Raw genomic sequence first — 21,957 nt, forward strand, 5'->3', positions numbered from 1 at the left:
CCCCGCCGCAATCAGTCAGGAGATCGCCATGCACAAGGACATCGCCAAGGGCGCCGCCAAGGACGCCTCCGGTTCCATCAAACAAGCCGCCGGCAAGCTGACCGGCAACGAACGCTTGGAGGCCGAGGGCGCCGGCGAACGCGCCGCCGGCAAGATTCAAAAGGGCGTCGGTAACCTCAAGGACGCCGCCCGCGACGTCTTGAAGAAGTAGGCCGACAACCCAATGTAAAGACAGGTTTCGCTCCCCCTCCCCCCAGGATCGGCGGAACCGCATGCAGGGCCGCGTTCGATGAGAGCGCGGCCCTCGTCATGTCTGGTCAACCGCCAACCGGCGCGGTGCTGGTGGAGGTCACGCTCCCCGAGGGCAGGGTGATCGACGACCTGGAGGACCTGGTGCTGAGGGTCGAGTTCAAGGCGGGCGTGAACGCCTACCTCGCCTCCACCGCGCCCGCCCAGTTCAAGACCCGCACCCTGGCCGACCTAATCGCCTTCAATGCCGCCGAGCCCCGTGAAACCGCACTGTTCGGCCAGGAAACCTTTCTGGAAGCCCAGGCGTCGCCCGGCCTGGACGACCCGGCCTATCTGAAGGCCAAGGCCGACGCCAAGCGGCTGGCGGGTCCCCAGGGCATCGACAAGCTGCTGAGCGACGCCAGGGTCGAGGTGCTGGTGGCGGAAAGTGGCGGACCCACCTCGGTGGTGGACCGTATCAACGGGGGCCGGTGGCTGGGCTCACCCTCCACCCTGCCCGCCGTAGCGGGCTATCCGCACCTTACCTTGCCCATGGGCTTGGTGGAGGGCCTGCCGGTGGGGCTTTCCTTCATGGGAACCGCCTGGTCAGAGGCCCGGCTGCTCTCCCTGGGCTACGCCTTTGAACAGGCGACCAAGGCGCGGCGCGCCCCGACCTTCCCCGCCACGGTCAACGGCTCGCCAGCCTTCGATCTTCAATAGCCTGGCCCGCCCATCAGCGGTGGCGCGTTCGGATAGCCCCCCGAAGGATAGGCCGGCGGCGGCGGCGGCGGGCGGCCGAACCTGGACTTGCGCCGCGGGATCGGCGGCCAGGCGGTTGGGGCGCCATCGCGAGCGTAGCCGCGTTCGTAGCCGTCGACCTCCCAGCCATAGCGGCCTGACGCGTCGAAGCCGCTTTCGTCGGTGATCGCCCTGGGCGCCTCGATCATCGGCCGGCAATAGGCCCCGGGGGGCATGCGGTAGTCGCAACCTTGCGGGGAATAGACATAGTTGGGCTCGGTGATCGGCTCAACGCCGCGCTCATAGTTCACACCGGCGCCGATGAAGCGATTACCCGCGACCTCGGGGCGGCCGCCGGCGAAGTAGGCGCCGTACTCATCGGCGGCGATAGCGTTCTGGCGCACGCGCACCTTGCCGTAGTCCGACAGCACGCCGCGGCGCACGCGAATGATACGGTTGCGGGTCAGCTCCACCTCGGCGCCCCGGTCGACATAGACCCCGGTGATCCAGTTGCGAATGACGCTGTTGGCGATCAGCAGGCTTCCGGCGCCGCTGCGCTGGTCACGCACCGTGATGGCCGTCGAACCCGGCAGGCCGGGTCCCGGAGAGGTCACCCCCACCTGCACCAGCCGGCTCTGACCAGGGGCGGGCGTGATGTCCAGGCCACGCACGTCGGCGCTGATTTTGGACTGCAGAATGTCCACCGCCGCGCCGTCGGCCAGGATGGCGGCGTCATTGGTGCGCGCCTCGACGACGCTGTTGCGCATGATCAGGCTGCCGCCCTGGACGAAGATCGCCGAGGCGTCGCCCTGGTAGCGGACCGACGAGCGGATCAGGGCCACGTCTGCGTCCTGCGCCTCGATACAGGCGCTGCGGCCGCCCTGGTTGGCCTCGATCACCAGGTCGCGGATCTCCACGCCCTTCACGCCAGGCGCGATCCGGATGCAGGGGGCCCCATCGGGCGGGCTCAGCTTGGCGACGCCGGAGCCGACATTGCCGAAGGCGGGCGGTCCCTCGCCGGCGATGATCACCGGGTGATCGATCTCCAGGGTCTCGCGGCAAACGCCGCCGCGCGAGCGGATGTAGAGCACCCCGTTGTCGGCGAGGTTGTAGATGGCGTCGGCCAGCTGCGAACCGCCGCCCCTGCCGTCAGCGCAGTCGACGGTGATGGAGTCCAGATAGAGCGGTCGACGGCTGCCGCCGGCGCCAGGATAGCCGGAGCCATGGCCGTAGCCGTGGCCGCCTTGGCCGCGCCGGGGCTTCCAGGCGCTGGGGCGGTAGGTGTGGCGCAGCGGCGGCGCCAGCAGGATGCCGAAGTTCGGCCGGATCTGCTGATCGATCTTGGCGTCCGGCAGGGCCTGGGCCTCGCCAGCCACACCCAGGCAGAGGACGCAGGCTGCGGCGGCGCCAAGGCCCGCCAGGCGGCGAAGGGCGGTTGCGATCACCGATAGGTTCCTTCTGTGGGACGGCGCGGCGTGCGCGCTACCTGGGCCAGCACCTCGCGCAGGCGCTGGGCCGACGGCTTAAAGCCCGCGAGGGCGGCGTCGATCTGGTAGGAGACGGCCGCGGCCTTGTCCTGGTCGGCCACGCCGGAGACCCCAAGCGAGAAATAGGTCGACATGGCGTACTTGGCCTCGGCGCTACCCTGCCGGTCAGCCTCCGCGAACCAGTGGAAGGCGCGCGCGTAGTCCCGCGCCACACCCACGCCCTCGGCGTACATGACGGCCAGGGCCAGCTGTGACCGCGACGATCCGTTCACCGCCGCGTACTGGATGGCGCGCACCTTTTCCTGCGGGGTGAACACCCCGGTGGTGGGACGTCCCAGCATGGCTTGGAAGGTCTGGACATCGCCGGGCGAAATCTGGCTCAGAGACCCGACCGGTTGCGGGATCACCTGCAGATAGGCCAGGGCCGCGCCCACGTGCTGGAAGGGCAGCTCATCGATACGAGCCAGGGCCACGCCCTCGGCCTCGCCCAGGGTGGCCGCCTCGTCGGAATGGGGCACACCGCTATCAGGTGCCTGGGGCGGATAGAACTCGTAAGGGGGCACCCAGCGCCGCGCCTTGGCCTCGGCGTCGGATCCCAGGGAGGCGCGCTCGGCCGAAGACCTCTCGAAGTCCTTCAGCATCACATAGCCCGCGACGTCGCCGTCCTGGGCGGCGAGGTAGTTGTACAGATAGACGTCGACGTCGTTGCGGGTGAACAGGGTCGCAGCGGCCGGCGGCTTGACCTGGTTCAGGTCGCGGGCGTCCACCGGCGAGCCATCGGACGGATCGCCGAACGGACCGAAGGCGGCGTCGTGCAGGCGCGCCAGGGTGCGGAAGCCTGCGGCGCCCTGGCTGGAAAGCACATAGATCACTCGGTCACGCACCTGTTGGCGCTCGTCGGAACTCATGCGGTCGAGCATGCGGTCGAGGGCCAGATAGGCGCCCCGGCGTTCCGCCGCGCGGCAGTCGTTGAGCTTGTTGCCCGCGCCGCCACGGCTGCCCTTCTTGGGATCGACGCCGGCGACGATCGGCGCATAGCCGTCGGGGTTGGACAGCGCCATCTCGTACCAGACGGCGGACTCCACTGGATCGGCCAGGTTCTTCTCCTGGGCGTCACGGCCGGAATAGCGCCGGGCCAGGTCGATCTGCGCGAAGAAATCCCCCTGGAACCCCTGACGCCGGAGGGCGCGGATCTCCTGTTCCTGGGCGTTGAATTGCGGCTGCACGCCGATAGCCGCCTGGGGGCGCGGGCAGGCTGGCCCGCCCACGGCGTAGCCGCCGCTTCGGCCGCCGCCGCCAGGACTGTCCTTGGGCTGGCAGCCGCCGCTGAGCGGGATGATGGCGGCCAGGACCGCTAAGGTCAGGCCCGCCCGGGCGACGCGACGCATGCCGAGGGCTGCTTCATGGAAAATGGCCATGTGCTCCCCCTTAAGCGTTAACCATAGTTGAACTGTCCACTAGCGTCTTGCCCCCACCCCCTGTCAAGCTTGGGACGGTGACGTTTCAAACTGTTAAGACTCGCCTGAATGGCGAGTGAACAACGCCGCCTCCGCCAGGCCGTCAGTTCGTCGCGTTTTCGCCGCAGATGGCGCGCCAAGCTGCGCCTTGAGGGACTTATTCGGAGCGCTGAGAACGATGGCCGCTGCACGGAACTTAAGTCGCGTCTCGCTCTGCTTGCTTACAGTTTTGGCGTCCGGAGTGGCGCCCGCCGCTCCGATGGCCGCCCCGGCGATTCGAGACGGGGCGCCCACACCTGCCGCCTGCGAGGCCCTGGGCTTCCCCAAGGCCGATGATCGGCGTGATTCTTACAGTCGACGCGGCCGCATTGGCGGCGGCGTGATGTACGCACCCTCGATGGCCATGGCGCCGCCCCCGCCGCCCCCGCCCACGCCCTATCCGGCCGCCAGGGCCGCTCCTATGCAGGAGATGTTGCCCGCCGCCGTCTATCGGCCCGGCCCCATGCCTGGCGAGGTCAATACCGAACGCTACCCCAACGCCCAGGCCAACCCGATCAAGCAGACGGCCCAGGAGCCGGTCTCCACCTTCTCGGTGGATGTGGACACCGCCGCCTACGCCAACGTCCGTCGGTTCCTGAATGACGGCCAGAGCCCGCCCCGCCACGCGGTGCGGGTCGAGGAACTGATCAACTATTTCGACTATGGCTACGCAAAGCCCACCGACGCCCAGGTCCCCTTCAAACCCTTCGTCGCGGTGACCCCCTCCCCCTGGTCGACCGACCGCCAGATCGTCCACATCGGCCTGCAGGGCTACGACATCCCTCGCGCCCAGGAGCCGCCGCTCAACCTGGTGTTCCTGATCGACACGTCCGGCTCCATGTCGGCCGAGAACAAGCTGCCCCTGGCGCGGAAGGCCCTGAACCTGCTGGTGGACCAGCTCCGCCCCCAGGACCGGGTCTCCATGGTGGCCTATGCTGGCTCGGCGGGGGCTGTGCTGGCCCCGACCAGCGGGCGGGAGAAGCTGAAGATGCGCTGCGCGCTCGGCGCCCTGGAATCCGGGGGTTCCACCGCCGGCGGTCAAGGCTTGGCCCTGGCCTATGACCTGGCGGTGCAGAACTTCGACGCCAAGGCGATCAACCGGGTGATCCTGATGACCGACGGCGACTTCAATGTCGGCGTCGCCGACCCCGCCAAGCTTACGGACTTCGTCGCCGCCAAGCGCAAGAGCGGGGTCTACCTCTCTGTCTACGGTCTGGGCCAGGGCAACTACAACGACACCCTGATGCAGGCCCTGGCTCAGAACGGCAACGGGACCGCCGGCTACATCGACACCCTGAACGAGGCGCGCAAGAGTTTCCGCGACGACTTCTCCGGCTCGCTGTTCCCCATCGCCGACGACGTGAAGATTCAGGTGGAGTTCAACCCCAGGGCGGTCAGCGAGTACCGGCTGATCGGCTACGAGACCCGGCTGTTGAACCGCGAGGACTTCAACAATGACCGAGTGGACGCCGGCGAGGTGGGCTCCGGCACGTCGGTCACCGCGCTCTATGAGGTGACGCCGGCCGGGGCCCGGCCTTCCAGCGACCCCCTTCGCTACGGCGCCCCGGCGCCTCGCGCCGCGTCCGGTGGCGAGATCGCCTTCCTGAAGGTCCGCTACAAGCTGCCGGGCGGTCAGACCTCCAGGCTGATCGAACGGCCGATCGGCGTCGGCGACACCTATGCTCGGGTTCTCGACGCGCCCGAGGCGACCCGCTGGGCGCTCGCCGTCGCCGGGTTTGGCCAGAAGCTGCGCGGCGATCCCTGGCTGTCGGCCGACTTCGGCTGGAAGGCGGTGGGCGACCTGGCCCAGACGGCCCGCGGGTCAGACCCCTACGGCCTGAGAGCGGAGTTCGTGCAATTGGCGCGCGCCGCCGGGGAGACAAAAACCGTCAACGAATCGGGAAACTAAGACGGCCGCACTGAGTTCGTCCTTCGACACGGGCGCGGCCGCAACAAACAGTCGCGCCGTTCGTTGCCTGACGAGAACCACCTCAAGACAAGGGCGCTCGCTTGTACGACGTCACCGCTCCAGACCAGGACAACCTGATCCGCCTGGACCCTTCCGAGGCGCCCTATTTCGGCGCTCCTGGCCGGGTGGGCTTCCACCTGATTGACACCACCATGATGTACGCGCCGCGCTCCGGCGGGGTGAAGCGGTACCTGGGCGCCAAGCAGGCATGGCTGGCCAAACGCCGTCCCGACATTCGCCACACCCTGGTAACACCGGGCGCAGCGACCGGACTGGCCGAACCCGGCGTGGTCACGGTCGCCGCCGCGCGCCTGCCCTTCGGCGACGGCTATCGCATGCCGGCCAGCACGGCGAAGTGGGAGACGGTGCTGCGGATGCTGGCGCCCGATATCATCGAAGCCGGCGACATCTTCGTGCCCGGTCATGCGGCCCTCGACGCTGGCGAGGCGCTGGGCGTCCCGGTCGTGGGCTTCTGCCACACAGACGCCGCGGCGCTCGCCGCCCTGCACTTCGGTGAATGGGCGCAGGCTCCGGCGATGAAGCGCTGGGCCGACATCTATCATCGCTTCGACCGCGTGGTGGCGCCCAGCCGCCACATGGCCCTGCGTCTGGCCGAGGCCGGCGTGGAAAAGGTGAGCGTCCAGATGCTTGGCGTGGACACCGAGCTCTTCCACCCTCGGAGAGCCGATCCCGGCGGCCTGCGCAAACGCCTGGGCCTGCCCTGGGACGCCCGCATCCTGGTCTTCGCCGGCCGCCCCGCGCGGGAGAAGAACATCGAGTCCATCGTCTGCGCCGTCGAGCGCCTGGGCGAGCCCTACCACTTGGTCCTCGTGGGCGCGGGCAAGGATGTGCGCATCTCGCCCCGGGTCATCAGCCTGGACTACGAGTCCGACCCGGTCGCTCTGGCCAGCCTGATCGCCAGTTGCGACGCCTGCGTCCACGCCAACGAGAACGAGCCCTTCGGCCTGGTGATCCTGGAGGCCTTGGCCGCCGGCCTGCCGGTGGTGGGCCCCTCGCGCGGGGGCGTCTCCGAGTTGATCGACAACGAGGTCGGCCAGCTCGCCTACGACGTCGATCCAGGCGGCCTCGCCGACGCCATCGAAGCTCTGTTCGCCCGCGACCTGGGCGCGCTGTCGGCCGCCGCCCGCGCCCGCGCAGAGCTGCGCCATAGTTGGGAGCGGACCTTCGAAGGCCTTACCCGGCTCTATGGCGAGCTGGTGATGAACTCCGCGGCGCCGCAAACCCTCGCCTGGCGCGCCTAACGGCCGGTGGGCATGTCCTTGAAGGGCACGTCCTTGTCGACCCGGATGTCACCCGGCAGGCCCAGCACCCGCTCGGCGATGATGTTGCGCAGGATTTCGTCGGTGCCGCCGGCGATGCGAAGGCCCGGCCCGAACATCAGCGAGAAGTGGAAGGCGCCGTTCAAGGAGGCCAGTTCCGGATCGTCAATGATGCCGTACTGATCCAGCATCTCGATGGCTGTATTGCCGAGTTCCTGCATCTGAACCGCCGAGATGATCTTGCCGATCGAACTCTCCGGCCCCGGCGTCTGCCCCCGCGACAGCGCCGTCATCGTTCGGTTGCGGGTGTGTTTCAGGCCCTCGGCCTGGACGTACCAGTCCGCCAGCTTCTCCCGCAGCGCCCCGTCCTGCAGGGCCGAGCCGCCATCAAGGCCGGGCGTATTGCGCGCCGCCTCCATGAATTGTCGCCACCCGGCTCCGGTCTGACCGCCCACCGCCAGCCGCTCGTTCATCAGGGTCACCAGGCTGACCTTCCAGCCCTCGTCGACAGCCCCCAGCCGTTGGCTGTCCTTGACCCGGACGTCGGTGAAGAACACCTCGTTGAATCCCGACCCACCCGACATCTGGTGGATGGGCTTCACCTCGACGCCGGGGTCCTTCATGTCGATCCAGAACATGGTCAGCCCCTTGTGCTTGGGCTTGTCCGGGCTGGTTCGGGTGATGACGATCCCGAAGTCCGAGAACTGGGCGCCGGTCGTCCACACCTTCTGGCCCGAGATGATCCAGTCTCCTGAGCCGTCCGGGGCGCGTTCAGCCTTGGTCCGCGAGGCGGCGACGTCCGAGCCGCCGGAGGGTTCCGAGAACAGCTGGCTCCAGATCTCCTCGCCACGCAGGGCGGGGCCGACAAAGCGCTTCTTGGTCTCCTCGTCGGCGAAAGTCATCACCGTGGGGACGCACATCCCCAGGCCGATCTGGAACGGATTGCCTGGGATCGGGTATCTGGCCTCCTCCTGGCTGAAGATGACGTTCTGCACCGGGGTTCCGCCCTGCCCGCCCCACTCCTTGGGCCAGGTGATGCAAGCGTAGCCGGCTTCGGCCTTCTTGGCCTGCCAGGCCTTAGAGGCGGCAAGGCCGTCGCCACCCTCGGGGTCACCGGCGATGCGGGCCTTGGGGGCGTTGGCGTCGAGCCAGTCGCGGACCTGCTGGCGATAGGCGGCTTCGTCGGGGCTGTCGTTGAAATCCATGATCCGAGGTCCCTTAGGCGGCCGCCGCGTTGCGGCGTTCGAGATGGCTGACGAGGCGTTCTTTCCAGACCCGGGGCGCGCCGGCCACCAGGCTGAGCTGACGCGAACGGCGGTAGAACAGGTGACAGTCCATCTCCCAGGTGAAGCCGATGCCGCCGTGGGTCTGGATATTTTCCTTCGAGGCGAACCAATAGGCGTCTGACGCCGCGATGCGGGCGGCGCTGGCCGCCACCGGCAGCTCGGGCGCATTGGTGTTGAGCGCCCAGGCCCCGTAGTAAGCGTTGGATCGCGCCAGCTCGTTCTTGACGTACATGTCGGCCAGCTTGTGCTTGATGGCCTGGTACGAGGCGATGACCCGACCGAAGGCGTAGCGCTCGAGCGCATATTCCTTGGCCATCTCCAGACAGCGGTCCGATCCGCCGCATTGCTCGAAGGCGATGAGGACCGCGGCCCGGTCGAAGATCTGCTCCACCAGCTCCATGCCGGCGCCCGCGGCGCCCACGCGGCGAGCCGGGACGTCCTTGAAGGTCAGCTTGGCGGCGTCGCGGGTGGGATCGAGCGTCTTCACCGCCTCGCGCGTGACACCCTCGCCGGTCAGCTCCACCAGGAACAGGCCAGGCTTGCCGCCCTCCTTCGCCAGGACGAGCGCCACGTCGGCGATGCCGCCATCGGTGACCGGGATCTTCACCCCGGTGAGCTTGCCCTCAGTGACGGTAGACTGAAGCGTGGCCGCCGTCGTCGCGCCGGGGCCTTCCGAGGTCGCGATGGCCCCGATGATCTCGCCGGCGGCGATCCTGGGCAGCAGGTCGGCCTTCTGCTCCTGGCTGCCGGCCAGCATCACGGCCTCGGCCACGAAGTAGACGGTGGAGGCGAACGGGATCGGCGCGACCGCGCGTCCCAGCTCCTCGGCGATCACGCAGAGTTCCAGGTGACCAAGACCCAGGCCGCCGAATTCCTCGGGGATCGCCGCCCCCAGCCAGCCCTGGGCGGCCACCGATCTCCAGAGGGCAGCGTCATAGCCTGCGGCGCTGCCTTCCAGCACGCCCCGGGCGCGGCTGGTGGGGCAGTTGGCCTCCAGGAACTTGCGCGCCTCGGCCTTCAGGAATTTTTGGTCGTCCGAAAAATCGAAATTCATGCTCGCCCATCCGCCGATTTCGGCCGGTTGAAGTTTCCTCGCGCGTCAACATACGCGCCTCGCGGGCCGTGGAAAGATTGACCTCGCGTCAAGGATTTCAGGGTCTTATGCGGACCCTGTGGGCGAACTCGAAGGGCGTGCGGATGGCCAAGGCGATATTCCAGAAGAACCAGCGCGTCTGGGTCGAGAGCGTTGGCGCCTGGGCGGTCATCGAGAAGCTGGTGCCGGTCTGGGCGCGCGGCTTCGACGAGCCCGTACGGGTCACCTACGACGTCGGCCTGGGCCGCGACTTCCAGGCCCACGAGCTGAAGCCCGAGCAGGAGCCCGACGACACATTGGCCGAGGACGGCGCCAACTGGCGGCTGCTGCGCGCCCGCAACAAGTGGCAGACGCCGGAAAACTGCCGCCACCACCCCTACCCTGGCAGCTACCCGGTGGTGGTCACCGACGCCAATGATTGGGGCGGCTGGCGCACACCGGGCGCCGAGTACGACCGCGATCCTCACAAGATCGAGTTCCAGGCCCGGCTGATCGCCTCGTCAACCCGCCTGCTGTTCGTCGCCCGGGGCCTGATGGCGGTGATCGAGGAGACTCCTGGCGCGCCCCCCGAGTTGCAGCGCCTCGCCGAGCAGGCGATGAAGATCGACCAGTACCTCAAGGAGGTCCCGGCCAGCGTGGATGAGCCGATAGCTGAATCGGCTCCCCACGCCGCCGAGTAGCGGGCTAGAACTTGTAGCCGAAGCCCACCGAGAGCACCCAGGGGTCAAGCTTCACCTTGGACTTCAGCGCGCCACCATTGATCTTGGCGTCGGTCTCGAAGAACACCTTCTTGACGTCGACGTTGGCGCTCCACGGTCCCTTGACGGCGACATCGACGCCGGCCTGCAGGGCGTAGCCGAAGCCGTCGTCCAGCTTCACCTTGAAGCCGTTCTGATCCTTGCCGCTGTGGAACAGCATGTAGTTCACGCCGGCGCCCACATAGGGGCTGACCTTGGCGGTCGGTGCGAAATGATACTGCAGCGAGACCACCGGCGGCAGGACCCAGGTCTTGTGCACGGTGACGTCGGTTCCCGGCCCCTGCGCCTTGATGGTGTGCTGGCTGGTGGTGGCGATCACCTCGACCGCGACGTGGTCGGTGAGGAAGTAGGACAGGCCCAGCGACGGCTTGTAGTCGTCCTTGACATCGACGTGCAGGCCGGTGGGCGCGCCGGCGGCGGTGGTGATGGCGTCGTCGGCCGTCGGCGAGATCGCCGTGGCGCGGACGTTCAGCATCAGGAGACCCTTTTCCTTGACCTGGAAGTCCTGGGCCTGGGCGGTTCCGGCCAGGGCGAGCGCCGCGCCAAGGGCCAGGGCGTAGGTGGTGACTTTCATCTTCTTTTTCCCCTCAAGGCACGGAGGGAGCGCCGTGCTGGCGGGGACATCGCGCCATCTCGCAAGCTCAGCTTTGACAAAACTCAAACAACCGTTTGACGCCTATTGTGCGTTGCGCAGGGGACACGGCGGTCGGCGCGACTTTCGCAGCCGCGGCGCTCGCCCTGGCGACCGGGATGGCCTAAATCCTTGGGGATGCGCACAGAGACTCCCCAGCCCATCCGGCTCACCGACTATCGCCCGCCCGCTTTCCGGATCGACACGACCGAGTTGGTCTTCGACTTGGCGCCCGACGCCACCCGGGTGAAGGCGCGCCTGTCGATCACCCGCAACGGCGAGCATACCGAGCCCCTGGTGCTGAATGGCGAACGGCTCAAGCCGATCTCGGTGGCCGTGGACGGCAAGGTGCTGGACGAGAGTGAGCGCACCATCGACGCCGAATACCTGACCGTGCCCAATGTCCCCGACAGCTTCGTGCTGGAAACCGAGGTCGAGATCGACCCGGAGGCCAACAAGGCCCTCGACGGGCTCTACATGTCCGGCGGCCGCTTCTGCACCCAGTGCGAGGCCGAGGGCTTCCGCAAGATCACCTGGTTCGCCGACCGCCCCGACGCACTGTCGCGCTTCACCGTGCGGGTCGAGGCCGACAAGGCTTTCCACCGCCTGCTCTCCAACGGCAACCTGATGGAATCCGGCGTCATGCCCGGCGGCCGTCACTACGCCGTCTGGAACGACCCCTTCCCCAAGCCCGCCTATCTGTTCGCCCTGGTGGCCGGCGAGTTGGACGAACTGGCCGACAAGCTGGTGACCATGAGCGGCCGCACCGTCGACCTGAAGATCTATGTCGACCCCGGCATGTCCGACAGGGCCGCCTACGCCATGGACGCGCTGAAGCGCTCGATGAAGTGGGACGAGGAGGTGTTCGGCCGCGAATACGACCTGGACCTGTTCATGATCGTCGCCGTACGCGACTTCAACTTCGGGGCCATGGAGAACAAGGGGCTGAACATCTTCAACTCCTCCCTGCTGCTGGCCGACCCGGCGACCGCCACGGACCTGGACTATGAGCGCATCGAAAGCGTCGTGGCCCACGAGTACTTCCACAACTGGACTGGCGACCGCATCACCTGCCGCGACTGGTTCCAGCTGTGCCTGAAGGAGGGCTTGACCGTCTTCCGCGACCAGAGCTTCTCGGCCGACATGCGCGGCGAGGCGGTCCAGCGCATCAAGGACGTGAAGACCCTGCGCGCCCGGCAGTTCTCCGAGGACCAGGGGCCCCTGGCGCACCCGGTGCGCCCCGGCAGCTATCTGAAGATCGACAACTTCTACACCGCGACCATCTACGAGAAGGGCGCCGAAGTGATCCGGATGCTCAAGACCCTGATCGGGGATGAGAAATTCCGAGAAGGGATGGATCTCTATTTCAACCGATGGGACGGCCATGCCACCACGGTGGAGGAGTTCATCCGCTGCTTCGCCGACGTCACCGGTGAGGATCTGACCGAGTTCTTCGCTTGGTACGAGCAGGCCGGCACGCCGAACGTCAGCTTGAAGCACAGCTATGACGCCGACGCCCGCACCCTGAAAATCGACCTGACCCAGGCCACCGCGCCGACGCCTGGCCAACCCACCAAGCGCCCCCTGCCGCTACCGGTGCGCATCGGCCTTCTGGACGGCGAGGGCCGCACCCAGGCCTTCCTGCGCGACGGGACGGCCCTGGACGAGACCGTGGTGGTGCTGAACGGCGCCTCCACCAGCGTCACCTTCACCGGCGTCGAGTCCGCGCCCGTGGTCTCGGCCCTGCGCGGCTTCTCGGCGCCCGTGACCCTGGAAACCGACGCCCAGCCCAAGGACCGCTACGTCCAGCTCGCCGGCGACCCGGACCTGTTCAACCGGTGGGAGGCCGGTCAGGATCTGGCCCGCGCCCTGATCTCCAGCCGCGCCGCCGGCAGGCCCGACGAGGTGGGCGAGGAACGCTATGCCGAGGCCCTGGGCCGCGGCCTGGCCGACCAGGCCGCCGATCCGGCGTTCAAGGCGCTGCTGCTCGCCCTGCCTTCCGAGGCTGACCTGGCCATGGCCATGAAGCCCGCCGACCCCGCCGCCATCCATGAGGCGCGCGAGGCCCTGCGCACACGCCTGGCCCTGCACCTGGAAGACGACCTGAAGCGCCTGCACATCGGCCTGCAGGAGCTCGGCGAGTTCTCACCCGACGCCGCGAGCGCAGGGCGCCGCGCCCTGCGCAACGCCGCACTGGACCTGCTGGCCGCAAACCCCCGAGCCGAGATCGCCACCCTGGCTGACGGCCACTACCGGGCGGCGATCAACATGACCGACGCCATGGGCGGCCTGAACGCTCTCATGCTGTTGGGCGGCGAGGCCTTCAATGCGGCGCTGGCCGACTTCTACGAGCGCTGGAAGAACGAGCCCCTGGTCATCGACAAATGGTTCTCTCTGCAGGGCCGCGACCCCTCCGAGGAGGCTCTTGGTCGGGTCATGGGTCTCACCGCCCACCCCGCTTTCGACCAGAAGAACCCCAACCGCCTGCGGGCCCTGGTCTCCGGCTTCGCCACCGGCAATCCCGCCCGCTTCCACGACCCCAGCGGGGCCGGTTATCGCTTCCTGGCCGACATCATCCTGGCGGTGGACGGGTTCAACCCCATGACCGCCGCGCGGTTCGTGGAGCCCCTGGGCGGCTGGCGTCGCTATGCCCCCGAATTGGGGGCATTGATGAGGGCGGAGCTCCAGCGTATCGCCGCGACCGAAGGCCTATCCAAGAACGTCTATGAGCTGGCGACCAAGGCCCTCGCGGAGTAGGCCCGGTATCGGAGATTGCCGCCGACCCGAATCTTGTTGAAAATCAGCCGTGTGGACGATGCTGGCGCAGACTGGCGCCCACGGGCCTGACCTAGGGAAACAGCCGTACATGTCCGTCTCGCTTAGCCGCATCAATTTCATGGTGGTGGACGACAACATTCACGCCATCGACTTGGTCAAGACGATGCTGCGCGGGTTCGGGGTGGATTCCGTCGTGGAAGCCAAGACCATCACCGAAGCCAAGGCCAAGATCAAAGCCAGCACCCTGCCGGGCGCGGCGATGATCGACATCATCATCCTCGACTACATGATGGGCGAGGAAGAAGGGGTCACCCTGGCCCGGTGGTTGCGCCACGAAGACACCAGCCCGACGCCCTATGTGCCGATCATCATGCTGACCGGCCATGCTGACCGCCAGCGGGTCTACGCCGCCCGCGACTCCGGGGTGAACGAGTTTTGCGTGAAGCCCTTCACCCCCGCGGACCTGATGAAGCGGATCATGTCGGTGATCGATCATCCGCGCGCCTATGTGCGGTCAAGCTCCGGCTATTTCGGCCCCGACCGGCGGCGGGTGGACGACCCGAAGTACAAGGGTCCGGAGCGCCGCAAGGACCGCAGGCGCAAATAGCGACCGCCGACAGCGCTGTGACCCTATGACTCTCGTGACGCGGGGGGAGCGCTCGCCTAGACTCGCACATTGGGTGACTCGGGTTTAGGAGCGACGGGCGTTGGCCAGACGCGGGGGTGAGGACGCCGAGGCCATTCGGCCTCAGGGGCGCGACAACGCGCCCGGCGTCCGAGCGCTGCCGACCCAAACCTTCGCCCGCATCGCCATCCTCTCCACCCTGCTGCTGCTGGCGGTGTACACGGCCTTCGCAGTGGCTCGTATCCAGCGCGAGCCGCAGATCACCACCGCCGCCAACGCCGCCCTGCCCAGCCGAGCCGAGGCCGTGGCCGCTCACCTGGACGCCGAGGCCGCGGCTCTCCGCGGCGGACTGCTGGCGGCGCGCGAGGCCCTTCAGCGGGACGGCGACCAGCCGATGGCCGCCGCCGAGAGCGGCCTGCGCGCCTCAGCGGGCGCCGCCGTAGCCATCGCAGTGATCTCCGACGATGAAATCGTGGCGATCGCCGGCCCGCCCGGAGGCCTCGACTGGCAGGAATTGGCCAAGGGCGCAGAGGGCTCCAGGCGTGAGGTCTGGCAGGGCGTCACCACCCAGAGCGCCCCGGCCCTGGCCGCCGCCACCTCGGCGGCCACCACCAAGGGCCAGCGCTGGATCGTGGCGGCTGGAGATCCGACCCATCTGGGCGCCTGGCTTTCCAAGACCAGGCCCGAGGCCGTCGCCACCCCGGAGGGGCGCATCCTCGTCGCCAGCCCGGCCAACGGCGTCGTCGCGGCCGACACCGTCAACGCCGCCTTCGCCACCACCCCGGAAGAGCTGAAGCTGGACGGCGGCCTGAGCCGGGCCCAGGGCCCGGACGGCGCCTCACTGGACCTCGCCGCCCGTCCCGCGCTCGGCGGAAGCCTCTATGTGCTGGCCGGGGCGAGCTCGGCTCCCATGGAGATCCAGACCTCCACGGAGCAACTGGCCTGGCTGCTGACCCCGCTGGCCGCGGCCTTCCTGTTGGGCCTGCTGCTGCTCAACCAGAGCAACCGGGTGGAGAACGCCCAGAAGGCCTTCGTCGATTCCGAGCAGCGATTCCGGCTGGCGGTGGAGGCGGCGCGCTGCGGAATCTGGGAATGGGACCTGTCCAACGACAAGATGTTCATGTCTGACGTGACCGGCGCCATCTTCGGCTGGGGCGGCGGCGGCATCGTCGATGGCCAGGCGGTGCTGGAGCGGGTGTCGGCCGACCACCGCGACCGCCTGCGCCAGGCGCTCTCCACCGCCGCGGTCTATGGCGGCTTCGACGTCTCGTTCCGCGTCCCTTCCATGCAGGGCGGAAGGCCCACCTGGATCGACGCCCGGGGCCAGGCCTTTGGCGACAAGGACCGCGATGGCTACTCGCGGATCATCGGTGTCGCCCTGGATGTCACCGAGGAGCGCATGGCCCAGGCCCGCGCGCAGGCCGCCGAGAACCGCCTGCGCGACGCCATCGAGAGCGTGTCGGAGGCCTTCGTCCTCTGGGACCGCAACGGCCGCCTGCTGATGTGCAACAAGAACTACCGGACCTTCTTCTCGCTGGAGCCTCGGCTGCTGAAGCCCGGCGCGTCGCGCGAGCAGGTGAACCGCTTCGCTCAGTTGGCCATCAAGCAGGAGATGGACGCGTCGGACGGCCGCAAGGGCGTGCGCGAGGCCGAGCTCAACGACGGCCGCTGGATCCAGATCTCCGAGCGCCGAACCGCCGAGGGCGGCCTGGTGATGAGCGCCGCCGACATCACCGCCATCAAGACCCAGGAAGAGGCGCGGCGCCTGAACGAAGAGGCGCTGCAGAAGGCCGTTGTCGGCCTGGAACGCAGCCAGGAACAGCTCTCCGAGCTGGCGCGCAAGTACGAGATGGAGAAGGTCCGGGCCGAGGGGGCCAACAAGGCCAAGTCCGAGTTCCTGGCCAATATGAGCCACGAGCTTCGCACCCCGTTGAACGCCATCAACGGCTTCTCCGAGATCATGGTCCAGGAGATGTTCGGTCCGCTGGGCGACCAGCGCTACAAGGGCTACTCACAGGACATCCTGTCGTCGGGCCAGCACCTGCTGGCCCTGATCAACGACATCCTCGACATGTCGAAGATCGAGGCAGGCAAGATGAGCCTGAAGTTCGAGCCCATCGCCCTGGAGGAGGTGGCCGAGGACGCTGTGCGGCTGGTGCGCAATCGCGCCGAGGCGACCGGCCTGGCCCTGGCCATCGATTTCCCGCAGCACCTGCCTGAGATCGAGGCCGACTATCGGGCGGTCAAGCAGATCCTGCTGAACCTGCTCTCCAACGCCATCAAGTTCACCCCGCGCGGAGGCCGGGTGACCATCCGCGCCGAGGGGCGTCACGACCCCCTGGGCGAGCGCATCCGCATCAGCGTTCAGGACACCGGCATCGGAATCGCCGAGGACGACCTAGCGCGCCTGGCGCGGCCCTTCGAGCAGGTGGAGAACCAGCACTCCAAGACCACTCAGGGGACGGGGCTGGGCCTGGCGCTCACCAAGTCCCTGGTGGAGATGCACGGAGGGGCGCTGGATATGCAGAGCGCGCCCGGCGAGGGCACAATGGTCAGCTTCTCCCTGCCGATCCGCCAGACCGGCGCGGCCCTGGCCGGGGTCGCCGCCGCCTAGGGTTGCCGGCGTTCGCGCGGGCCACGGCCGCCTGGCCCACTCCGCGCCAGGCCCTTGGCCAGCTCCGCGCGTTCCGCCGGCGGCAGGGTGGCTGCGAAGGCCACGATGCGATCCTCCACACCGCCGCGCGCGGTCATCTCAAGCGCCCGAGCCTCAGCCAGGCGTCTGGAGATGGCGAGGCCGTCCAGGGGCTGGGCGCCGAGATCGGCCCAGGCTTCCCGCCGCGCTTGGCGAGCTTCGCGCATCTGGCCGCCCACCCCACCGGCCTCGGCCCGCAGCAACTGACGATAGGCTCGCTGCCGCTCGGGAGGCAGGGCGTCGGCCGCTCTCCACAGTGGCTGGCGGGGACGCTCGGGGGCCTGCGCCGCTTCCCGCACCCGGTGGCCGACGACGACACCGCCCACCACCGCGCCGATGACGAAGAGGTTGAGGGCGAGCGACGCCACCAGGGCCACGGTCAGGGTGCGTCGGCTGGGCATCAGGCGCCTTCGCTCGTCTCTGGGAGATCGTCATAGCCGATCATGGCGGCGCTCAGCGCCTCGGGTGCGTCGGTGGCTGAGGAGAGGTTCGCCGACAGCGAGACTCCAGCCACCAGGCCCGCCGCGCAGGCCCCGGCCAGGCCGGCCCCCACACCAGCGCCCAGCAGCCAGGTCCGCAGGTTCCACCGCGACCGCGCGGTCGGCGCCGCCGCGAGCACGGCCTCGCGCATCCCGTGCGGGACGCTAAACGGCGCCCAGGCGTCCAGGACCGCGTCGAGGCGATCTGCGTCGGCGAGAACCTGGCGGGCGAAATCGGGCGCGGCCGCCATAAGCGCCGCGGCCGCCTCGCGCTCGGCGGCCGGCCAGCGCGCCGTCGACCCGCCATGGGCCTCCGCCAATTCCAGGAACCGCTCCCGCGTCATGCCTGCCCCCTCATGGCGCCATCATATCCGAAAGCGCCGACCGCAGGGCCCGCCGGCCCCGCGACAGCAGGCTTTCCAGGGCCTCGACGCTGACCCCCATGACCGCCGCGGCCTCGATATTGGTCATCTCCTGATAGTGGCAGAGCGCGACCGCCTCCCGCTGGCGGTCCGGCAGGACAGCCATGGCCGCGGCCACCCGTCGACCGACATCTGAGGCCTCCAGCCCCCGGTCGGGCGCCGGCCCCTCGTCGGACTGCTCGGGTGGCGTCTCGGTGGGAATTTCTCGGCGGCGACGCAGCCTGTCGTAGCAAAGATTGAGGGTCACCCGGTGCAGCCAGGTGTCGAAACGGGCCGCGCCCGGCGCCCAGGTCGGCGCCTGACGCCACGCGCGGATCATCGCCTCCTGCGCCACGTCCTCGGCCTCCGATGCTTCGCCGAGCATCCGCCCGGCCAAGGCGAGCAGGCGCGGCAGCTTGCGGGCGGCGAGCGCCCGCACCGCGGCGGGATCTCCCCGCGCCACGCGCGCCAGCAGCTCTTCGTCCGGATCTGAGTCCAAACCTGACCTCGCCCCGGGCGGCGGTGATGGGCGGGCTATCCAGCACGGCCCCGGTTCTGGCGCATGGTGGCCAGTTCGTCCTTGCTAAGCCAGCCGTCACGATTGGCGTCGACCTGATCGAAGCGACGCTTGGAGCCGGCGTCGAGTTCGGCGCGCGACAGTGCGCCGTCCTTGTTGGCGTCGCCCTTGCTCCACATCTCGGCGATGCGGGAGGCCGCCTTCGCCCCGCCAAAACGCGCGGCCAGGGCCTCCATGGACTTGCTTTCCGCCTTGGTGATCCTGCCGTCCTTGTCGCCGTCCAGCCGACCCAGCATGGAGTCGGCCTGGACCTTCTTGAACTCGGCCAAGGTGACCTTGCCGTCCTTGTCCAGGTCGAGGTCAGGTCCCCGGCCCATCTGGGCGTGTGCGGAGCTGGCCATGGCCAGGAAGGCGGCGGTGATCAGGAGGCGCTTCATAGGGTCCTTTCGACGAGCTTGCGGACCGTCACGAGTTCAACGGTCCGTCGGCCCATATCCGTCGCTCAAGTTTGCACAATGATGTCGTAGGCATGCCGCGCGGCGGCGCGGGCGCGGGCGAGCTTGGCGCGCAGGCCCTTGAAGTCCTTGACGCCTCCGGCCCGGGCCAGCAGGGCCTTGAAAGCCTTAGGTTCCTCGCCGGGGTCCTCGCCGTCGGGCAGGGCCACCTTCAGGAGCTGGGTCAGGTTCTGCTGCAGCCGCCAGGCCTCCTGCAGGTCGGCGAGGGGACCCTTCTGCGCCAAGCCGGCCGCCAGGACCAGGCCCAGGGCCTCGGCGGTATTGGGCGCGAGGGGGCCACCGGCCGGGGCGTGCACCAGCTGCAGGAACTGGGCGGCGAACTCGATGTCCACCAGCCCGCCGGGCGAGAGTTTCAGGTCCCAGTCGCCCTTCGGCGGCCGCTCCTGTTCCAGCAGCTGGCGCATCTCGCGGACCTCGGCGGCGGTCTTGCCGGCCTCACGAGGGCGCCGCAACGCCGTGTCGATGGCCTGGGTCGCGGCCTGGGCGAACTCCGCCGAACTTGCCCAGACCACCCGGGCGCGGGTCAGGGCCAGCAGCTCCCAGGTCTCGGCCTCGCGGTCGTAATAGTCCTCGAAGGCGGCGAAGCTCACCGCCACCGGCCCCTTGGTGCCGGAGGGGCGCAGCTGCATGTCCACCTCGTAGAGCTCCCCTTCCCCGGTGGGCGTCGAGAGAGCGGCGATCAGGCGCTGGGTGAAGCGGCCGTAGAAGAGGTCGGCGCTCCACTCCTTCACCGACGAGACGGCGGCCGGTTCGTCGGCGCGGTAGACGGTCATCAGGTCGAGGTCCGAGCCGGCGCTCATCTCCCTCGACCCGCACTTGCCCAGGGCCACGACGGCGACCTGGCCGGGGAAGGTCCCGCCCAGGCGTTCGGCCTCGGTCAGGGACACCGGCGCCAGGGTGTCGATGCAGAGGTCGGCGAGGTCGGCGAAGGCGTGGCCGGCGATCTCGGCGGTGGCCGAGCCGCTCATCACCTGGACGCCTATGCGGAAGGCCTGCTCGCGATGCACCCGGCGCACAGCGTCCATGGCGCCTTCGAAGCCGTCGGACTGTGACACGGCCGCTGCCATGACCCGGCGGTCCTCCTCGATGGCGATGTCGGAGAAGAAGTCGCCGTCCAGCATGGCGTCCAGGGCGGCGGGCCGCCGCGCCAGGGTGCTGGCCAGGCGCGGCGCGTAGGCCATCACCTGGACGATCAGCTCGAACAGCTGCGGCTGGGCCAGAAACAGGGACTGCAGCTGCACGCCGGACGACAGCTTGCCGAAGAAGTCGCTGAAGCGTTGGAAGGCGATGTCCGGCGCGCCGGTGGCGTTGGCCGCTTCAAGCAGGCGCGGGGCCAGGCGGGTGAAGAGCTCCCGGCCCCGCTCCGTGCGGGTCGCCGAGATGTGGCCGTGATGCCAGCCGCGGATGGTCTGGGACACCTTGGCCGGCTGCGAGAACCCCATGCGGGCAAGGGTTGCGAGGGTTTCCGGATCGTCGTCGACCCCGGTGAAGATCAGGCTGCCGAACCGGGACGACAGCTGCTCCTCGTCGGGGAAGAGCTCGCCATAGCGGCGGTTGACGGCCTTCAGCGTCTTCTCGATGTCGGTGTCGAAGGCCTTGAGCTTGGCGAACCCGGCCAGGGCCGCGACCCGGCCGCGCTCGATATCGGAGTCGGGAAGCTTGTGGGTCTGCTCGTCGGCCAGCATCTGGATGCGGTGTTCGATGGCCCGCAGCACGCCATAGGCCTCTGTCATCTCCTGGGCGGCCTTGGGAGCGACATGGCCGGCGGCGTGGAGGGCGGCCAGGGCGTCCAGGGTGCGGGGCGAGCGCAGGTCGGGGTGGCGGCCGCCCAGGATCAGCTGCTGGGTCTGGACGTAGAACTCGATCTCGCGGATGCCGCCGCGCCCCAGCTTAAGGTCCATCCCCTTGGCCTGCAGGCGGTCGTCGACCTTGTGGACATGGATCTGGCGCTTGATCGAGTGGATGTCGGCGATGGCCGCGAAGTCGAGGTTCTTGCGCCAGATGAAGGGGGTCAGCTCCTGGAGGAAGGCCTCGCCTCGCGGCGTGTCGCCGGCGCAGGCGCGGGCCTTGATGAAGGCTGCCCGCTCCCAGTTCTGGCCGACGCTTTCGTAGTAGTCCATGGCCGCGGCGACCGGCACGGCCAGGGGCGTCGAGGAGGGGTCGGGGCGCAGGCGCAGGTCGGTTCGGAAGACGTAGCCGTCGCCGGTCTTGTCCTGCATCAGCTCGGACAGCTTGTTGGTCAGACGGACCGCGAAGCCTTGGGATTCAACGCCTTCGACCAGGGGCAGGGCCTCGGGCTCGTAGAAGACCGAGATGTCTATGTCACTGGAATAGTTGAGTTCGTAGGCGCCGTGCTTGCCCATGGCGATGCAGAAATAGCCAGGGACCGGACCCGCAGCCCCCTCCCCCACGGCGATCTGCCGGCCGGCCTCGACCTCGCTGCGGGCGGCGACGGTCAGGGCCGTGGTCAGGGCCGCGTCGGCGAAGCGGGCCAGGGCGCCGGTGACCGCGTCCAGGTCCCAGACCCCGCCCAGATCGGCCAGGGCGATGAGCAGGTGGGCCTCGGCCTTGAGCTTGCGCAGGCCTACCTTGGCGGCCTCGTAGCTGACATCGGCGAGGGCGGCGGTGCGGGCCAGCAGGTCGTCGAACCGGACGTCGGGGTCAGCCTGCAGCAGGTCGCGCAGGCGCGGCAGGTCGCGGCGGGCCAGGCTGGTGAGGTAGGGGGACGCGCCGAAGACCGGCGCCAGGGCGGGCCAGGCCCGTTCCAGGAGGTCGGTCCAGCCGCCCTCCTCGGCCGCGGCGCGGACAACGCTGTGGGCGCGCTCGGCGGCCTTGGGGTCGGCCACGGGGCCGCAGGGCTTGAGGCCATCGATCAGGCGAGTCATCCGCACATTGTCGGCGGCCACGGATGGAAGACAAGGCTGTTTAAATGCCGGTCAGCCAGCCACCAGGTCTTGGGGCGCAAGGGATTGCGGCGGGCGTGG

Annotated in this window: 18 protein-coding genes; 8 read left to right on the forward strand and 10 right to left on the reverse strand. The window is 68.8% G+C overall.

Annotated elements, in window-relative coordinates; genetic code table 11:
• The first annotated feature begins 28 nt into the window (after window positions 1-28).
• Entirely contained in the window at window positions 29-211 is a 183-nt protein-coding gene (locus tag Q8N10_RS15725; protein ID WP_304778962.1) for a CsbD family protein, read from the forward strand.
• 98 nt (window positions 212-309) lie between these two features.
• A complete protein-coding gene (locus Q8N10_RS15730; RefSeq protein WP_370690206.1) occupies window positions 310-948 on the forward strand; it encodes a hypothetical protein in 639 nt (212 codons plus the stop codon).
• Here the strand turns inward: Q8N10_RS15730 and Q8N10_RS15735 are convergent.
• Both Q8N10_RS15735 and Q8N10_RS15740 read right to left on the reverse strand, forming a co-directional pair.
• The gene (locus Q8N10_RS15735; RefSeq protein ID WP_304778964.1) at window positions 942-2,411 is read right to left on the reverse strand and encodes a right-handed parallel beta-helix repeat-containing protein; all 1,470 of its coding nucleotides are present in this window, start codon (window positions 2,409-2,411) and stop codon (window positions 942-944) included. The two genes, Q8N10_RS15730 and Q8N10_RS15735, sit on opposite strands and share 7 nt — an antisense overlap.
• Complete coding sequence (locus tag Q8N10_RS15740; protein WP_304778967.1) at window positions 2,408-3,871, reverse strand: tetratricopeptide repeat protein; 1,464 nt, start codon at window positions 3,869-3,871, stop codon at window positions 2,408-2,410. The genes Q8N10_RS15735 and Q8N10_RS15740 overlap by 4 nt, the downstream gene beginning before the upstream one ends.
• Window positions 3,872-4,151: 280 nt before the next feature.
• On the opposite strand from Q8N10_RS15740, the gene Q8N10_RS15745 reads away from it, so the two are divergent.
• Window positions 4,152-5,858: a VWA domain-containing protein gene (locus tag Q8N10_RS15745; RefSeq protein ID WP_304778969.1), complete on the forward strand. Its 1,707-nt coding sequence runs from the start codon at window positions 4,152-4,154 to the stop codon at window positions 5,856-5,858.
• Window positions 5,859-5,959: 101 nt separating this feature from the next.
• Entirely contained in the window at window positions 5,960-7,180 is a 1,221-nt protein-coding gene (locus tag Q8N10_RS15750; protein ID WP_304778972.1) for a glycosyltransferase, read from the forward strand.
• Here the strand turns inward: Q8N10_RS15750 and Q8N10_RS15755 are convergent.
• Both Q8N10_RS15755 and Q8N10_RS15760 read right to left on the reverse strand, forming a co-directional pair.
• Window positions 7,177-8,403: an acyl-CoA dehydrogenase family protein gene (locus Q8N10_RS15755; RefSeq protein WP_304778975.1), complete on the reverse strand. Its 1,227-nt coding sequence runs from the start codon at window positions 8,401-8,403 to the stop codon at window positions 7,177-7,179. The two genes, Q8N10_RS15750 and Q8N10_RS15755, sit on opposite strands and share 4 nt — an antisense overlap.
• Window positions 8,404-8,416: 13 nt before the next feature.
• Window positions 8,417-9,538: an acyl-CoA dehydrogenase family protein gene (locus Q8N10_RS15760; RefSeq protein ID WP_304778978.1), complete on the reverse strand. Its 1,122-nt coding sequence runs from the start codon at window positions 9,536-9,538 to the stop codon at window positions 8,417-8,419.
• Window positions 9,539-9,681: 143 nt separating this feature from the next.
• Between Q8N10_RS15760 and Q8N10_RS15765 the strand changes: the two genes are divergently transcribed.
• Window positions 9,682-10,257: a hypothetical protein gene (locus Q8N10_RS15765; protein ID WP_304778981.1), complete on the forward strand. Its 576-nt coding sequence runs from the start codon at window positions 9,682-9,684 to the stop codon at window positions 10,255-10,257.
• A 4-nt stretch (window positions 10,258-10,261) separates the two neighbouring features.
• Here the strand turns inward: Q8N10_RS15765 and Q8N10_RS15770 are convergent, their stop codons facing one another.
• Window positions 10,262-10,909, reverse strand: a complete 648-nt coding sequence (locus tag Q8N10_RS15770) for an OmpW family protein (protein ID WP_304778983.1) — start codon at window positions 10,907-10,909, stop codon at window positions 10,262-10,264.
• 195 nt (window positions 10,910-11,104) lie between these two features.
• Here Q8N10_RS15770 and pepN point away from each other — a divergent pair, with 195 nt between their 5' ends.
• The 3 genes from pepN to Q8N10_RS15785 all read left to right on the forward strand — a co-directional run bounded on the left by pepN (window position 11,105) and on the right by Q8N10_RS15785 (window position 16,983).
• Entirely contained in the window at window positions 11,105-13,723 is a 2,619-nt protein-coding gene (gene pepN, locus Q8N10_RS15775) for an aminopeptidase N (protein ID WP_304778986.1), read from the forward strand.
• Window positions 13,724-13,832: 109 nt separating this feature from the next.
• A complete protein-coding gene (locus tag Q8N10_RS15780) occupies window positions 13,833-14,351 on the forward strand; it encodes a response regulator (RefSeq protein WP_304778989.1) in 519 nt (172 codons plus the stop codon).
• Window positions 14,352-14,451: 100 nt separating this feature from the next.
• Window positions 14,452-16,983 (forward strand): ATP-binding protein, encoded by a 2,532-nt coding sequence (locus tag Q8N10_RS15785; RefSeq protein WP_304778992.1) that lies wholly within the window; start codon window positions 14,452-14,454, stop codon window positions 16,981-16,983.
• On the opposite strand, the gene Q8N10_RS15790 is transcribed toward Q8N10_RS15785, so the two are convergent.
• The 5 genes from Q8N10_RS15790 to Q8N10_RS15810 all read right to left on the reverse strand — a co-directional run bounded on the left by Q8N10_RS15790 (window position 16,980) and on the right by Q8N10_RS15810 (window position 21,858).
• Entirely contained in the window at window positions 16,980-17,462 is a 483-nt protein-coding gene (locus Q8N10_RS15790) for a periplasmic heavy metal sensor (protein WP_304778995.1), read from the reverse strand. The genes Q8N10_RS15785 and Q8N10_RS15790 overlap by 4 nt on opposite strands.
• On the reverse strand, window positions 17,462-17,884 hold the full coding sequence (locus Q8N10_RS15795) for a hypothetical protein (RefSeq protein ID WP_304778998.1): 423 nt from the start codon (window positions 17,882-17,884) through the stop codon (window positions 17,462-17,464). The genes Q8N10_RS15790 and Q8N10_RS15795 overlap by 1 nt, the downstream gene beginning before the upstream one ends.
• A gap of 10 nt (window positions 17,885-17,894) precedes the next feature.
• Complete coding sequence (locus Q8N10_RS15800) at window positions 17,895-18,440, reverse strand: RNA polymerase sigma factor (protein WP_304779001.1); 546 nt, start codon at window positions 18,438-18,440, stop codon at window positions 17,895-17,897.
• A gap of 35 nt (window positions 18,441-18,475) precedes the next feature.
• Window positions 18,476-18,895, reverse strand: coding sequence for an EF-hand domain-containing protein (locus Q8N10_RS15805; RefSeq protein WP_304779003.1), 420 nt, complete (start codon window positions 18,893-18,895; stop codon window positions 18,476-18,478).
• A 65-nt stretch (window positions 18,896-18,960) separates the two neighbouring features.
• Window positions 18,961-21,858 (reverse strand): bifunctional [glutamine synthetase] adenylyltransferase/[glutamine synthetase]-adenylyl-L-tyrosine phosphorylase, encoded by a 2,898-nt coding sequence (locus tag Q8N10_RS15810; RefSeq protein ID WP_304779005.1) that lies wholly within the window; start codon window positions 21,856-21,858, stop codon window positions 18,961-18,963.
• Window positions 21,859-21,957 lie beyond the last annotated feature (99 nt).

Origin of the sequence: Phenylobacterium sp., assembly GCF_030693625.1 — a bacterium.
GTDB classification, from domain to species: Bacteria; Pseudomonadota; Alphaproteobacteria; order Caulobacterales; family Caulobacteraceae; genus Phenylobacterium; species Phenylobacterium ferrooxidans.

What these genes read in the sequence shown, in the direction of transcription:
- Q8N10_RS15725 (WP_304778962.1), top strand. Translation starts at nt 29, where the DNA reads ATGCACAAGGACATCGCCAAGGGCGCCGCCAAGGACGCCTCCGGTTCC.
- Q8N10_RS15730 (WP_370690206.1), top strand. Translation starts at nt 310, where the DNA reads ATGTCTGGTCAACCGCCAACCGGCGCGGTGCTGGTGGAGGTCACGCTC.
- Q8N10_RS15740 (WP_304778967.1), bottom strand. Translation starts at nt 3,871, where the DNA reads ATGGCCATTTTCCATGAAGCAGCCCTCGGCATGCGTCGCGTCGCCCGG.
- Q8N10_RS15755 (WP_304778975.1), bottom strand. Translation starts at nt 8,403, where the DNA reads ATGGATTTCAACGACAGCCCCGACGAAGCCGCCTATCGCCAGCAGGTC.
- Q8N10_RS15760 (WP_304778978.1), bottom strand. Translation starts at nt 9,538, where the DNA reads ATGAATTTCGATTTTTCGGACGACCAAAAATTCCTGAAGGCCGAGGCG.
- Q8N10_RS15765 (WP_304778981.1), top strand. Translation starts at nt 9,682, where the DNA reads ATGGCCAAGGCGATATTCCAGAAGAACCAGCGCGTCTGGGTCGAGAGC.
- Q8N10_RS15770 (WP_304778983.1), bottom strand. Translation starts at nt 10,909, where the DNA reads ATGAAAGTCACCACCTACGCCCTGGCCCTTGGCGCGGCGCTCGCCCTG.
- pepN (WP_304778986.1), top strand. Translation starts at nt 11,105, where the DNA reads ATGCGCACAGAGACTCCCCAGCCCATCCGGCTCACCGACTATCGCCCG.
- Q8N10_RS15780 (WP_304778989.1), top strand. Translation starts at nt 13,833, where the DNA reads ATGTCCGTCTCGCTTAGCCGCATCAATTTCATGGTGGTGGACGACAAC.
- Q8N10_RS15790 (WP_304778995.1), bottom strand. Translation starts at nt 17,462, where the DNA reads ATGCCCAGCCGACGCACCCTGACCGTGGCCCTGGTGGCGTCGCTCGCC.
- Q8N10_RS15795 (WP_304778998.1), bottom strand. Translation starts at nt 17,884, where the DNA reads ATGACGCGGGAGCGGTTCCTGGAATTGGCGGAGGCCCATGGCGGGTCG.
- Q8N10_RS15805 (WP_304779003.1), bottom strand. Translation starts at nt 18,895, where the DNA reads ATGAAGCGCCTCCTGATCACCGCCGCCTTCCTGGCCATGGCCAGCTCC.
- Q8N10_RS15810 (WP_304779005.1), bottom strand. Translation starts at nt 21,858, where the DNA reads ATGACTCGCCTGATCGATGGCCTCAAGCCCTGCGGCCCCGTGGCCGAC.